Consider the following 13,555-nt stretch of genomic DNA (forward strand, 5'->3'; position numbering starts at 1 on the left):
GGGCGGTCGGCCTATCGCACGCATCCAGCCCGGGAGAGCCTCGGGCGTTGCTGCCCTGCCAGGAGAGCCCATGCGACGCAGTACCCACCCCGACACCACGACGACCACCGCCACCGGCACAGCCGGGCGGCTGCCTGCCTCGCTGTGCACCCACACGCCGCCGTGCCCGACCGCCGACAGCACCGACCGGCAGGCCGCGCACACCGTCGCCAGCCACCCGGCGCAGGGCTGGGGTCTGCTCTGCAACGGCGTCCTGATCTTCGAGGACACCGGCGAACTGCTCCCCGACGGCCGGATCGTCACCCCGCACAGGCCCACCGACGCCCCCGCCGTCGACTACGCGCTGTCCCTCCCGATCAAGGACACCCACGCGCTCGTCGGAGGCACGTCCCGCAGTGGGAAGACCAATGTGGCCGCAGCACACAAGGCGGCGGCGATGGCCAACGCCTCCATCGACGCGCGGTTGGCTTGACGCTGCCCGACCCGTCTCAACCCGACCGCCCGGGTGGTCTGGTCGGCTTGGGTTGGGGACGAAGCCGGTCAGTCCGGACCGTACGGCCTCAGTGAAGACGAGCGCCGCACCATGAAGCGCCGTGCCGTTCGCGACCGGGCCCGAAACGCCGCCTGACCCGCTCCCTGCTGGCGTGAGGGCCGACCGACTCGCCGCCCGCCCCCGCAGCACCACCGCACACCGGTCGCCCGCACCCGGGCGGCCCCGTTGATCTGCCCGCTGCTCCTGGTGACAGTCCAAGAGCGAGAACACGAAGGAGTCCTTCATGGCCGGGATATTCGCCCGCCTGACCAGCCCGCTGCGCCGCATCGACGCTGAGCCCGACGAGCTGGTCAGCGAGGCGCACGAGCTGCTTCGGCGCGCTGAGGAGAACCACGGCGTGTGGGCGGCGATGAACGCCTGCACCGGCATGGCGAGCGTGAAGATCCAGCTCGCCCAGTACCTCAAGGAGCACCGCGACTGACCAGCGCGGCGCTGAACCACTGGCCGCGGCCCCGGCCGGAGTCGAACTCCGCGCCGGGGCCGGCGGTTCTCCTGCTCCGCCACGACCGACCAGGCCGTGGCGCAGTCGGAGAGCCGGAGAGGGCTCGGCAAAGCAGAAAGGCCCCGGTCAGGGGGCCTCTCCTTTGTTCTCGCGATCCGCTGACAAGGAGCGATTCGCATGGTCAACGCTACCAGCGGGGGTGCCCGGTGAGTACAACCGCGGCCCCGGCCCCCGACAAGACGACGGACGACACGTACGCGGCACACAGCCCGCTCCCGGCGCTGCTGGCCACGCTCACCGCGTTGGTCGCCACCGTCCTGGCCCTGTTCGACCTGTTCGCGAACGGCCTGTGGCCCACCTGCCTGCACCTGGCCGTCGGCCTCGCCGTGTTCGGCGCCGTCCGGCTGTGCGTGGGCATGGCCCTCGACCCGTTCATCCCGACCGACGACCCGGAGAGCAGCACATGACCGCCGTCGACTTTCGCAAGCCCGACGTGACCCGCCCGGACGGCGACGACGACCACCACTCCTGGGACGTCCCCGCCCCGGCCGACCACCCCGACGACAAGCACGACCACAGCGACGACCAGGAGCCGGAGCAGGTCGACGCCCCGGAGGCCGGCACCGAGCAGGACGACGACGACCCGCGCGCCATGCGGCTGCTCGCCGTCATCGCCGGAGTCGGCGGTCTGGTCCTCGCCGCGATCGGCTTCACCGGCTCCTACGACACCCTGCGCAACCTCGCGGAGGACAAGGGCTTCGGCCTCTTCTCCTACGCGTTCCCCATCGGGATCGATGCCGGCATCCTCGTGCTCCTGGCGCTCGACCTCTACATGATGCGCAAGCGGATGCCGCTGCCGGTCCTGCGCTGGGCCGCCCACGGGCTGACCGCCGCCACGGTGGCGTTCAACGCCGCCGCACCCAAGGGGCCGTGGACGGACGACCCGCTCGCGGCGTCCATGCACGGCGTCATCCCGGTGCTGTTCATCATCGCGGTGGAGGCCGCCCGCCACTACATCGGCCGGATGGCCGACCTGCTGGCCGGCGAAGCCCCGCTCGGGTCGGTCCCGCTGACCCGATGGGTCCTCTCCCCGCTGACCACGCCCCGCCTGGCCCGCCGGATGCGGCTGTACAACCTCCCCTACAAGGAGGTCGCCGCTCAGCACCAGCAGCTGCGGATCTACCGCGAGGGCCTGCGCCAGAAGTACGACAACGACCCGCGGGGCTGGCGGAAGGCGGCGACGGCGAACGAACTGCTGCCGTTCAAGCTGGCGCCCTTCGGGTTCAGCGTGGAGCGTGCCCTCGCGGTGCCGCTGGAGGAGGAGACCAAGCGGATCGAGAGGGAGGCGCAGGCCGCCGTTCAGCGTGCCGAGGCCGAGATTCAGCGAGTGAAGACCGATGTTCAACTCGGAGCCGCTCGTATTCAGGCGGAGGTCGACAAGATCCGCGCCGAGGGTCAGCTGAAGATCGCCAAGGCCGAAGCGGAACGGGAGGCTCAGGCGGAGATTCAGCGCGCCGAAGCCGATGCTCAACTCCGTGAGGCCAAGCGTCAGCACGCGCTCAAGCTCGCTGAGGACCAGGCAGCGGCCGAGGCGCAGGCGCTCGCCGACGAGACCGAGAAGCGCCGCACCCTCGCCCAGATCGAGCGGGAGAAGGTGCAGGCCAGTTGGGGTCTGGAGAAGCAGCAGATGGCCACGGAGGCCACCGAGGCAGAGCGCCGGATCCAGGCGGATGCCGCCGCCCGCGCCCAGCGCGAAGAGGCCGCCCGCAAGGCCGGCATCGCGGAGCAGGAGCGGCGCCGGGCGGAGGCCGAAGCCGCGGCCAAGAAGGCCCTCGAAGAGGCTGCTGAACACGAGCGGAAGGAGGCTGAACACCGCGCCGCGACGGTGAACGCGGCCAAGGAGGAGCAGCTCGCCAACGAGGAAATCGCCGCCTCGAAGGCCCGCGAGGAGGCTGCGGTCGAAGAGGCCGCGGAGCGCCGGGCGCGCGCTGCTGAACACGAGGCCCGCGCGGTCGAAGCCGCCGCCCTGGCCCGCATGAACCAGGTCGAATGGGACGTGCAGAGGGTCGTCGCGATGATCGAGGCCCGGGGCGAGAGCGCGGTCACCGTCCGGGTCATCGCCGACGAGCTGGGCATCTCCACCGGCTCCGCGCAGGACCGCAAGACCCGCGCCGTCGACCTCCTCAACGGCGGCGGCACCGAGGCTCCGGAGCAGGCCGCAGCCTGAAAACGGAAGCTGATCGAGGGTCCTCCTGGCCTCCACGGTCGCCCCTCTCAGCGCCCCATGCGGCACACCGCCGGACGGGGTGGCTGCGGGGGTCGGCCGCGGCCGCCAGGCCGGCCGCTTCACCTAGCACGATCCGGCCCGATCAGTGGCCCGGAAAGCATCTTTTGCACCCCCGACCCCGCCGTTTACGGAAAGTAGCGGCGAGGCGAGGCGAAGCGAGGCGAGGCGAGGGTGAAACCCCCTCCCAGCCCCCTGCTGAGCCCTCCAACCGGGGGTGACGGGGGGTCTCTGCCCTCACCTCGCGTCGCCTCGCCTCTCCTCTCCGCTACACATCGTGAGGAGATTCGTCGTGGCAGACACCGCGACCGCGCCCCCGGGCACCAGCACCGAGGACACCGACACCGCCGAATACACCGTCGTCACCGAGCCCTCGGAGACCACGGACCCGGCCCCGGAGCAGAAGAAGACCAGCCGCGGACGCCCCCAGGCGCTGCCGCTCATCATCCACGGCACGAACGCAACCGGAATCGCCACGGGCATCGCCTACGGCGTCGCCGGAGTGCCCGGTCTCGTCGCCGCGGGCGCGGCCGGAGTGGCCGTCGCCGCTGCCGCGCTGGCCGGTCGCAAGAAGCGCTCGAAGGTTTCCGCCGCCCGGAAGGCCGCCGCCGCGAACCGTTCCGGCGGCGGCTTCGGCCGGGCTGGCGGGGGTGCGGGCAAGGGCGGTCTGCTCGGGCGCGGCGGTGGTCGCGGCCGGTCGGGCGGCGGCGGGGCCGGGGGCGGCCCGATGAACAGTCGCGGCGGCCGGTTGAACGGCACCGGCGGCAAGATGAACAGTGCCGGGAAGGGCGTTGAACGGCGTCCCGGCGGCGGCACCGGCGGGTCCGGGTCCGGGAAGAACGGGCGCGGCCTGGGCGGTCTGCTCGGCAAGGGCGGCGGCCGCGGCAAGGGCGGCCTGGGCGGCGGAGCCAGCAGCCCCGCTGCCAACGCCCCCAAGGGCACCGGGGGCGGCAAGAACGGCCCCGGCGGGAGCAGCGGCGGCGGGAAGGCCGGCGCCGGTCAGCAGTCCCGCACCGGCAAGGCGTGGCAGACCCTCAAGGGCTGGGGCAACAAGATGCGCCGCAAGAACGGCGGCGGCTCGGGCACCGGCAGCGCCGGTTCCTCTGGCGGCTCCAGCGGCTCCGGGGCCGGGCCGGGTTCCGGCTCCGGCGGGATGGGCACCACCACCCCGGCGAAGTCCCGCCTCGGGCGCGCGATGCAGAAGATGCGCGGCTGGGCGGGCAAGCTGCGCCGCTCCAAGAAGACCGTGGGCGGCACGTCCGACGGGTCCGGTGGTTCCGGCACGAAGGCCGGGGCGGCGTCGGGCCGCCTGTACCGGATGCGCCGCACCGCCGCCCGCAAGCTCGGGCACTGGGCCCGCTGTGCAGGGGCCGGGTTCCTCGCCGGGCTCGGCGGTCTGCTCACGCTGCCCATCGGAATCCTGTGGGGCACCTGGCGCCTGCTCACCAAGCACCGCGACCCGCTCGCCGGGTTCGCCTTCCCCGTCCGGACCGCCGGACGGATCTGGCGGTTCTTCTTCCGCCGCTCCAAGGCCCGCCACGACAAGGAAGCCAAGGCGGACCAGCTCAACCTCACCGTCAACGACCCTCGGAAGGACACCGACCCCGTGACCGGACCCTCTCTGGCCGCCGGCAGCAGCGTGCTGGACGGCAACAACTCCAAGTTCGCCCTCGCCATGCGCGCGATGCACTCCGCGTACACCGGCTACAGCCCGACCAGCATGATGGAGGTCGCTGCCGAGTACGCGGGCCTGCCCAACGGCATCCGCGCCGCGGCGATGGCCGTGCAGCAGATGGCCGTCAACTCCGACCAGAAGTACCCGTGCTCCAAGCGGGCCATCGCCAAGCTCGCCGAGGCGGCGCAGCGACTGGTCAACGCCGCGTCGCGTGCGGAGAACATGGTCGCCCTGTTCCGCTACGCCCACGCGTTCGACATCGAGCGGATCGTCGCTCCGAGGACGAACGAGTGGATGTGGAACGTCACCCCGAACGGGTCGTCCGCGTCCGAGGCCGCGATGTTCCAGCCCGGCCGGATCGAGTCGGGTTGCGTCCTGATGGCCGTGCTCTACCGGACCTTCGACCCGGTCCACATGATGCAGGTCGGCTCCGAGTACCAGGGCATGGGCTACGGGCTCAACGCCCTGGCCGACGCGATCGAGGCCCTGCACCAGCGCACCCGCGACCTGTACCCGGTCGACGACCGCGTCACCGACGAGCTCGGCACGCTGGTGACGATGATCCGGGCGGCGGCCGACGACGCCGACATGGCCGCGAAGCTGTTCCTCGAGGACCACCGCCTGGAGATCAGCCACAACACCAACCCCCGCAAGGGCCCGGCCGCCGAGTCCATGTGGAACACCCCCCGCTGACCCTTCGACCCCCGGCACGACCTGCACCACCAGGAGCCGGTGGCCGCCCCCGAACCGCGGGGCCAGCCACCGGCTCCCTTGCTGCCTATCCCCCTTGCTGCTGCCCCCGCCCCGCCTTCCTGACCAGGACGGAGAGCCTCCCCATGTCGATGCGTCACTGGGACTGGTCGCTGCCCAGCGGCCACACCACCTTCCTCGGATACGCCAGCGAGACCGCCGCCTCGATGGTGATGCTCGCCCCGATCACCGGACTGCCCTGGCAGGCCGCCGCCATCACCCTCGGGGGCGCGGCCGCCGCCGGCGCCGTCCACGACCTGCGCGAGGGCACCACGTTCGGCACCCTCACCACCCGCGCCCTGTCCTGGCTCACCGCCGCCGGATGGGCGTCCTGGGCGCTGGCGACCGCGCCCCTGACCACCACCGGCTGGGCGAGTGGCCTGGGACTTGCCGCCGTCGGTATCGCCGCGAACGCGTCCGCGACCCGCTCGGAGTCCACCCGCTCCGAGCGCAAGCGGCTGCTCAAGCTGCGCCGCGAGTCCGTCGGCATCCTGCGCGACTGGGAAGACCGCATGCAGCGCGTCGCTCGAGTTGAGAACTGCGTCGGCAAGGACGTCCAGCACTGGCCCGGGAGAGTCGGCTACACCGTCGAGATCGACCTGCCCTCCGGCGGCACCACGGCTGACGACCTGAACGGCTACGGCCCGAAATTCGCCGCCGACCTGCGCCTGCCCGACGGCTGCGGTGTCGAGATCTTCCCCGGCGCCAACCGCGGCACGATCCTGATCGAGGTCACCCTCAAGGACGTCATCAGCGAGGACATCAACTACCCGGAGGACTTCTCCGAGCTCACGCTCACCGAGCGGTTCCCCTTCGGCCTGCACCGCAACGGTCAGCCCGCGCTCGGCAGCCTCTGCAACGACTGCGGCATCCTCATCGGCGAGACCGACGCGGGCAAGACGAACACACTGCGCGTCGTCACCGCCCAACTCGCCCGGATGCCCGACGCGCTGATCTGGGCCATCGACATCACCGGCGGCGGCGTCGCCCTCCCATGGATCACCCCGTGGGCCACCGAGGGCCTCGCGTCCGCGCCGGTCGTCGACTGGATCGCGCACACCGAGGACGAAGCCCGCCTCATGCTCAAGATGGCCGGGGAGATCATCGCTGCCCGCAAGGCCGGCTACCAGCAGCTGATGCGGGAGAAGAAGACCGACAACAAGCTGCCGATCTCCCACGAGATCCCCGGCATCGTCATCATCACCGACGAGACCGCCTCCCTCCCCTTCGACGTCAAGGAGATGCTCGACAAGGTCGCCGAAGAGGGCCGCGCGATGCGCGTACGCAACCTCGTCTGCGGCCTGCGCGCCACGCAGGACGTCGTCACCGCCACCATGAAGATCCAGGCGAAGTGGCGCGTCGGCATGACCGTGAGCGACGCGGAAGAGCTCGCCTACCTCTTCCCCGGCTACATCAAGATCGACCCGAAGGACGCGCCGGTCGCGGGCGCCGGCTGGACGATGCACACCCGCCTCGGGCCCAAGAAGCCCACCGCGATGAAGGTGTGGCGCCTGGTCGACGAGCTCACCGACAAGATCTGCGCCGCCACCGCCGCACGGCGGCCCAAGCTGGACCAGCTGTCCGCGTCGGTGGAGAGCGGCGTGTTCTACCCGCAGCGGTGGGCGCGCACCCTGCCGGACCTCTACAAGGGCCAGAAGCTCACCGAGTCCGCGCAGCACGCCATCGACAACGCCGGGGAGATCATCGACGCCTCCACCCTGCTCGCCGCCGCCCCGGCCCCGGCCGGATCGGCCGGCACCACCCCGGCGACCCCGGCCGCCTCGGTGCCGCAGGGCTTCGAGGGCTTCGGCGGCGCGGCGGAGCTGTTCGCCGCGGTCAACGCCAGCCTCGATCCGACCGCCGGACCGATCGCCGTCCCCGCGGGCCCGGCCCCGGCCGCCGCCCCGCAGGCGGCACCGCTCCCCCGCCCGAGCCGCCCGGTCGACCCACGCGAGAAGGGCTGGGAGCTCCTGGTCGCCGCCGGCGAGACCGGTTACACGCCCAAGGCGTTGCACGAGATGCTCCTGCAGCTGCTGGGCGACGACGCCACCCCGGCGCCGCGTACGGTCCGCGGCTGGCTCATCAAGTGGGCAGAGGACGGCAAGGCCATCAAGGACGAATCCGGGCAGTACGCCCGCTACATCGCCCGCGAGGCCGCCGCCCAGCAGCCCAGCACCGCCCCCGTCGAACCGGCCGGGACGGCGCTGCCCGAGGACCTGGACGGCGCCCTGGTCCTCCAGGCCGTCGACCTGATCGTGTCCACCCAGTTCGGGTCCGCCTCGATGCTCCAGCGCAAGCTGCGCATCGGCTTCGCCCTCGCAGAGCAGCTGATGGACTACCTCCACCAGCAGGGCATCGTCGGCCCCTCCCACGGCTCCAAGGCGCGCGAAATCCTGGTCTCGACGCAGGACCAGGAGGTGGTAATGATGAGGCTGGCCGACGAACTCGGCTACACCGCCCGTGACTTGGGCGCGCTGGGTCTTGTGGCCGCTGCCGCTTCGCACACCAAGGAGTGACCATGTCCTTCGAGACAGCGGATGAGGAGATCGAGCGCCTGGAGGTCGAACGGCACCGCTACAGCGAGACGTTCAAGAACACCGACCCGGCCGACGCGGTCACCCGCGCGCACCTTCAGGCGGAGATGGACCGGCGCACCGCCCGGATCCAGGAGCTCCAGCAGCACCAGCCGCTTGGGTTCTTCGCCCGCTGGGGCCTGCGCACCGCCTCCCTCGCCTTGCTCTGGGGCGTCTGGGAGGTTGGCCCGTGGTGGGGGAAGGTCGGCTGCGTTCTCCTCGCCGCGTTCCTCGCCTTCTACAGCCTCGGCTGAACCCGCCGCCCCGTCTCACGGCCCACCCCCGGGCCCTCAAGGACCCGCCCAGCCATCCCGGCCGGGCGGGTCCTTCGCGTTCCCCACCACGCTCTTCCCGGCCAAGGAGTCCCCCGTGGAACCCCGCGATCTCACCCTCGCCGAACACCAGCAGCAGACGCCCACCCCGCCGACGACCGGCATGCCGACCATGGGCCTGCCCTACGAGGGCCTGGAGCAGATCTGGGCCCTGTTCCCCGACGCCCGCCCCGGCGCGCGGCCCGGAGACCTTCCCGCCCCGGCCCCCCACGCCGCGGCCGGCCTCTACACCGAAGAGGCGTACATGGCCCGGGTCTACGACCTGGTCCGCAGGGAGGAAGCGCTCCAGCACATCCGAGCCCAGTACCAGCAGGCCGCCCTGCACGCCGCCCTCACCCCGGTTCCGGCCCACCCGCAGATCGCGGCCCCGGCGGCGTACGCCCTTCCGGCCGCTGCCCCGGCACAGCCGCAGCGCGCGATCCCGGCCTTCGTCTGGAAGTACAGCGCCCTCGCCCTGTCCACCGGCGGCGGCATCGCGCTCGCCGGGGTCGGCGCCGGCGCCGCCGCCCCGACCCTCGCGCAGCTGCCCGCCATCCTCACCGCGACCGGCCAGGCCGTGATGAGCGTGGCCGGCCTGTTCGTCCTCGTCTTCCTCGCACTCGCCGTACGCGGAGCCTCGCGCGGCAACGGCGGAGGCGGCACCACGGTCAACATCCGCAAGGCGGTCTTCCGGCGCAACAAGTTCCACGGATGAGCCGGGCTGCCTGCCTCGCCCCCGCCCCGCCCTCCCCGGGCGACGGGGACGGGACAGGCCGCCCGGCCCGCACCACCACCGTCTCGACAAGGAGCAGCATCACCTTGGCACCCAACGACCCCACCCCGGCCGCCGACAACGACCGCACGAAGGCGACGTCGACGAAGAAGCAGTCCCGCCTCGCCGAAGCCCGCACCTGGTGGAACGAGGCGTGGGAAGAGGACGGCACCCTCCACGAGCTGTGGGAAGACGTCCGGCGCGCACCCGACGCCGGATGGCACGGCATGGCCAACTGGATCAAGGCCGTCGCCGCCATCGCCGTGTTCTCGCTCGTCGTCCTCCTCCTCAGCGGCGCCGTCGACGTCCTGCTGGACGCCGCGCACCACATCCTCACCGCCGTGCCGAACGTCCAGGTCGGCGACAACACCTCCACCGGCGTGTGGGCCACGATCGACAACCCGATCCGCTCCTACATCGCCGCCCACTCCGCCGGCCTGCCCATCAGCGCCTCCACCGTCTACACGCTCTGGCAGATCACCGGCCTGTTCTCTCTGATCGCCGGGTTCATCACCCGCAGCAACGGGATCCGGCTGACGTGGACGGCCTGGGGGATCGCGGGCATGGCGATGGTCTGGACGACCACCCCGGACACCTCGCGCACCATCGCCACCGCCATCGCCGTCCTCGCCTGGACGATCGCCTCGGTCTTTGCCCTGCGCGGGCTCAACCTGCGCCCGCGGGTCTTCGCCTCCGTCCACACCGGAGCCCCGCAGATCACGGTGAAGCCCGAGATCCACGTCCCCGCACAGCCCGAAGGCCCCGCCCCGGACAACGTCCGCCAGCTGGGCCGCTGATCCGGTCGCTCCGCCTGGCCACCGGCCGCCGCCGCCCGCGCCCGGGCGGCCGGCTGTCGGTGACCGGGCAGGCCGACCGGCCTGAGCTCCACCCGCGCCCGCCGCCCCGCCACCAGGGGCGGCGGGCGCATTCACGTCCACACGCCACCGACACGGAGGGTTCATCGTGCTCATTCCCCGGCCCCGCCGCAGAATCGGCCGCCCGCGCCCCACCATGCCCGGCCCCCGCTATCCGCTGCCCCAGCGCCGACTTCCCTGCTCCTGGAGCAGGTGATGGCGCGGACGCGCAGCAAGCGGCGCCGTGAGATCAAGCGCGCGCCCCGCACTGACGCGACCCTGCCGGAGCACGACCGTGGCGCCGTCCCCGAGGGCCTCCTCACCCGCAGACAGTTACGCGAGCGCGGGCTGAGCCCCGGCGGACACGACCCGGTCGCGATCCTCCGCTGCAAGGCGTGCTCTTACCGGCCCGACCAGTCGTGCATCCATCCCACCCGCGCCTGGCTCTGGCGCGCAGAACTCGCCAAGCCCAAGCGCGTGCCGTCCCTCGCCCAGGAGTGGGCCCTGGACCGCGCGATGGCCGCCCGCCAGACCTGCCCTCAGTGCAGGCGGCGCTACTACTTCTGCCTCCCGCTGCGCACCCAGGGCTGCTGCGACGCCTGCCATCGCGGCTACGAGCCCACCCCCGGCACCTACTTCGACTCCCCGGCCAACCACCTGCTGGCCGCCTGATCCGAGAGGACCACCGCCCATGAGCACCGCCACCCTCGCCGCCTTCACCGAGCCGGACCGCCCCAAGAACCTCCTCATCCGGTTCATCACCGTCGGCGGCTCGTACGTGGACGTCACCGGCCCCGGCAAGCACTCGGAGAAGACCGCTGGGACTGCCACGGCTGCGGCGACTCCTCCGACCGGCCCCAGGAGGACTTCCTGTTCCGCATCCGGCCGGACGCCAACAACCACGCCGCCGCCTGCCGCGCCATCCCGCTGCGGTGAGCGCCCGCCACCTGCGCGCCGGTCTGCTGCTGGCCGCCGCCGTCCCGCTCGCCGCGGCGACGGCCGCCGCCGCGCTCAAGGCCAGTCACCTCAAGCTCTACGCCGACCGGCACCGCATCGAGATCACCGCCCGGCCCCGGCCGGACTGCCCGCGCTGCCACGGCGAGGGCGGCTGGTGGACCGGCGGCGCCTTCCCTGAGATGGAGGCGTGCGGCTGCTGGTCCGACCGCCGCGAATTCCGCGTGCGGCTCCTGCCCGTCCCGGCCTGGAACGAGCCGCCGTTCTGAGCACCACCCCCGGCCGGAGACCGGCCGGGGGCGAAGTCGCCACGGGGCGACCGCAGCACCGGCAAGAGGCCGGCCGCCCCGCACCCCACCCCGAATCCGAGATGAGGAGCACACCCAGCATGACCGATCGCCTCCGCGCCATCGAGGGCCTCGCCCTGGTCGCCGCCCTGACCGCCGTCTTCGACGGAGTCCACGCACTGGGGGACCAGTTCGTGCAGCGGGAACACGATGCGATGACCAAGGGCATGCACGGCTCCCACCTGGTCTACGTCAACGACGGCTCGCCGGTGGAGGAGAACCCGTGGCGGACCGGCAAGGAAGGCCGCACCTGCACCGCCAGCGCCTACGGCCGCCGGCCGCCGGTCGGTGTGTCGGCACGTCGCCAGCTACAGCGCCGTGCAGCTCGCCTCCACCCTCGCCGTCACCCGCACCCTCGGCTACCGCGTCCCAGCCGGAGCGCTGCTGACCGGCGCGGCCATCAACGCGATCACCCACGGAATCCTGGACCGGCGCGACCCGCTGCTCTGGCTCGCGGAGCAGGCGGGCAAGGGCGGCTACATCAAGCACGCGACCGTCGTCCGCAAGGCCGGTGAGGCGTGGCCCGAGCCCGTCCAGGACGTCTCCGGACCTGGCACGGCGCTGATGGAACTGGACCAGGCGGCCCACCGCGCCATCGGTGTGGCCGCCGCCCTGGTCACCACCTGGATCACCCTGCGCAAGGGGCGCCGCCGGTGACCGCCGCCGCCCGCTCCCGACTGGAACGCGTCCGCGCCTCCGCCGGGATTGTGAAGCTCGCCATCCAGCAGATCGAGGGCGAACTGGGCGGCCCGATCGACGCCGAGTTCCTCGCCGGGATGCTTCGCGAGCTGTTCGACGAGGCCGACCCGCCCGGCGGCATCCTCGGCTCCCTCAACCAACTGCTCACGACCGCCTCCCGGGCCGCCGCACTCACCCCGCTCGACACGGACGACTCCGAGTCCGCCGCCTGCGCGATCGAAGAGGCCGCGGCCTACATCAACGACTCCGCCGGGATGCGCCTGCATCTGGCCACCCGGACCCTCCACCCGCAAGGAGAAGCACATGACCTACCCCGACCTGCCGGAGAACGCATTGATCGTGCTGATCGGCGCAAGCGGCGCCGGTAAGAGCACCCTGGCCCGCACCTGGCCGGCCTCCCAGGTGCTCTCGCTCGACAACCTGCGCGGCACGGTCAGCGACGACCCCGGTGACCAGGACGCCACCGACGACGCCGCCGACATCCTCAAGCTCATCCTGGAGCGCCGGATGGCACGCCGGCTGAACACGGTCATCGACGCCACGAACGTCGAAGAGGGTGTGCGAATCGAGCTGGTGATGACCGCGAAGAAGCACGGCATGCCGACGGTCGCGCTCGTCGTCTCCACGCCGCTGTCGCTGTGCATCCAGCGACAGGAACCGCGTCCGGCCAACCGGCGGGTGCCCGACGAGGTGGTCCGGCGCCAGCACGAGGCGATGACCTTCTCTCACCAGAGCCTCGCCAAGGAGGGCTTCACCCAGGTCCTCTTCGCCCACGAACTGAACCGACTGGAGCCGTACCTGCGGCGGCTGAGCGAGGCCCGCCAGGCCGACCTCGGTGCGGACGGCAGCGACGGCCTGGGCCACCTGCTCCTCGTACGCCGCACCTTCGGCGAGGAGATCCTGCCGATGTGGCGGTGGAAGGACGGCTCGGACATCGCCGGCGGTGACCGTGTCGGCGAGATCCGCCTCGGGCAGCAGCACCTCACCCTCGCCCTGCGCATGGACGTCGACGGCGAGGGCGACATCGGATTCGACGTGCGTGTGCCGTGCCCGTTCGACCCCGAGTGCAGCGGCAACGCCTGGGCGCCGGCCTACAGCGTCACCTGCCTGCACCGCGCTCTCACCGGCGGGCTGGACCACCGGGACGACATCGTGTGCGACGTCCACGGCGGCTTCGACGACGTCGACCAGGAGAAACGGGATGAATTGCATCTGATGCAACACTCCTCGCGTCACTGACACAGCCGTTTGTGCTGGCTGTGGACTCGGTGTCGCATCAGCGGCCGAAGGGTCTCCGGCAGTTGACCTGCAGCCTAGAAGGCAGACTCAACAATGATGCAT

At 72.0% G+C, this 13,555-nt stretch carries 13 protein-coding genes and 2 pseudogenes; all 15 read left to right on the forward strand.

Going from position 1 to position 13,555, the window contains the following annotated elements; translation table 11 throughout:
- Positions 1 to 142: 142 nt before the first annotated feature.
- Positions 143 to 316 (forward strand): annotated as a pseudogene (locus ABZX67_RS09445) (DUF5999 family protein); the annotation flags it as partial.
- 210 nt (positions 317 to 526) lie between these two features.
- A pseudogene (locus tag ABZX67_RS09450) lies at positions 527 to 628 on the forward strand (WhiB family transcriptional regulator); the annotation flags it as partial.
- Between the two features lie 148 nt (positions 629 to 776).
- Complete coding sequence (locus ABZX67_RS09455; RefSeq protein WP_355356584.1) at positions 777 to 974, forward strand: hypothetical protein; 198 nt, start codon at positions 777 to 779, stop codon at positions 972 to 974.
- Between the two features lie 227 nt (positions 975 to 1,201).
- Complete coding sequence (locus tag ABZX67_RS09460) at positions 1,202 to 1,462, forward strand: hypothetical protein (protein ID WP_355356586.1); 261 nt, start codon at positions 1,202 to 1,204, stop codon at positions 1,460 to 1,462.
- Positions 1,459 to 3,222: a DUF2637 domain-containing protein gene (locus tag ABZX67_RS09465; protein WP_355356588.1), complete on the forward strand. Its 1,764-nt coding sequence runs from the start codon at positions 1,459 to 1,461 to the stop codon at positions 3,220 to 3,222. The genes ABZX67_RS09460 and ABZX67_RS09465 overlap by 4 nt, the downstream gene beginning before the upstream one ends.
- Before the next feature lie 349 nt (positions 3,223 to 3,571).
- Positions 3,572 to 5,647, forward strand: coding sequence for a hypothetical protein (locus tag ABZX67_RS09470; protein ID WP_355356590.1), 2,076 nt, complete (start codon positions 3,572 to 3,574; stop codon positions 5,645 to 5,647).
- Between the two features lie 149 nt (positions 5,648 to 5,796).
- A complete protein-coding gene (locus ABZX67_RS09475; protein WP_355356676.1) occupies positions 5,797 to 8,220 on the forward strand; it encodes a DNA translocase FtsK in 2,424 nt (807 codons plus the stop codon).
- A gap of 2 nt (positions 8,221 to 8,222) precedes the next feature.
- Entirely contained in the window at positions 8,223 to 8,531 is a 309-nt protein-coding gene (locus tag ABZX67_RS09480; RefSeq protein WP_355356592.1) for a hypothetical protein, read from the forward strand.
- A 115-nt stretch (positions 8,532 to 8,646) separates the two neighbouring features.
- Entirely contained in the window at positions 8,647 to 9,303 is a 657-nt protein-coding gene (locus tag ABZX67_RS09485; RefSeq protein ID WP_355356594.1) for a hypothetical protein, read from the forward strand.
- 104 nt (positions 9,304 to 9,407) lie between these two features.
- Positions 9,408 to 10,157: a hypothetical protein gene (locus ABZX67_RS09490; protein ID WP_355356596.1), complete on the forward strand. Its 750-nt coding sequence runs from the start codon at positions 9,408 to 9,410 to the stop codon at positions 10,155 to 10,157.
- 273 nt (positions 10,158 to 10,430) lie between these two features.
- The gene (locus tag ABZX67_RS09495) at positions 10,431 to 10,886 is read left to right on the forward strand and encodes an RRQRL motif-containing zinc-binding protein (RefSeq protein ID WP_355356598.1); all 456 of its coding nucleotides are present in this window, start codon (positions 10,431 to 10,433) and stop codon (positions 10,884 to 10,886) included.
- Positions 10,887 to 11,146: 260 nt separating this feature from the next.
- Positions 11,147 to 11,437 (forward strand): hypothetical protein, encoded by a 291-nt coding sequence (locus tag ABZX67_RS09500; RefSeq protein ID WP_355356600.1) that lies wholly within the window; start codon positions 11,147 to 11,149, stop codon positions 11,435 to 11,437.
- Between the two features lie 396 nt (positions 11,438 to 11,833).
- Positions 11,834 to 12,172 carry a hypothetical protein gene (locus ABZX67_RS09505; protein ID WP_355356602.1) on the forward strand — a complete coding sequence of 113 codons (339 nt, stop codon included), beginning with the start codon at positions 11,834 to 11,836 and terminating at the stop codon, positions 12,170 to 12,172.
- Complete coding sequence (locus ABZX67_RS09510; protein WP_355356604.1) at positions 12,169 to 12,582, forward strand: hypothetical protein; 414 nt, start codon at positions 12,169 to 12,171, stop codon at positions 12,580 to 12,582. Before ABZX67_RS09505 ends, ABZX67_RS09510 begins: the two co-directional genes overlap by 4 nt.
- Complete coding sequence (locus ABZX67_RS09515; protein ID WP_355356606.1) at positions 12,518 to 13,453, forward strand: ATP-binding protein; 936 nt, start codon at positions 12,518 to 12,520, stop codon at positions 13,451 to 13,453. Before ABZX67_RS09510 ends, ABZX67_RS09515 begins: the two co-directional genes overlap by 65 nt.
- Positions 13,454 to 13,555: the final 102 nt, after the last annotated feature.

It is taken from the genome of Streptomyces sp. NPDC003036 (genome assembly GCF_040611175.1).
Classification (GTDB): Bacteria; Actinomycetota; Actinomycetes; order Streptomycetales; family Streptomycetaceae; genus Streptomyces.

Coding starts and splice junctions, on each gene's coding strand:
- ABZX67_RS09455 (WP_355356584.1), top strand. CDS start 777: ATGGCCGGGATATTCGCCCGCCTGACCAGCCCGCTGCGCCGCATCGAC.
- ABZX67_RS09465 (WP_355356588.1), top strand. CDS start 1,459: ATGACCGCCGTCGACTTTCGCAAGCCCGACGTGACCCGCCCGGACGGC.
- ABZX67_RS09475 (WP_355356676.1), top strand. CDS start 5,797: ATGCGTCACTGGGACTGGTCGCTGCCCAGCGGCCACACCACCTTCCTC.
- ABZX67_RS09480 (WP_355356592.1), top strand. CDS start 8,223: ATGTCCTTCGAGACAGCGGATGAGGAGATCGAGCGCCTGGAGGTCGAA.
- ABZX67_RS09495 (WP_355356598.1), top strand. CDS start 10,431: ATGGCGCGGACGCGCAGCAAGCGGCGCCGTGAGATCAAGCGCGCGCCC.
- ABZX67_RS09515 (WP_355356606.1), top strand. CDS start 12,518: ATGACCTACCCCGACCTGCCGGAGAACGCATTGATCGTGCTGATCGGC.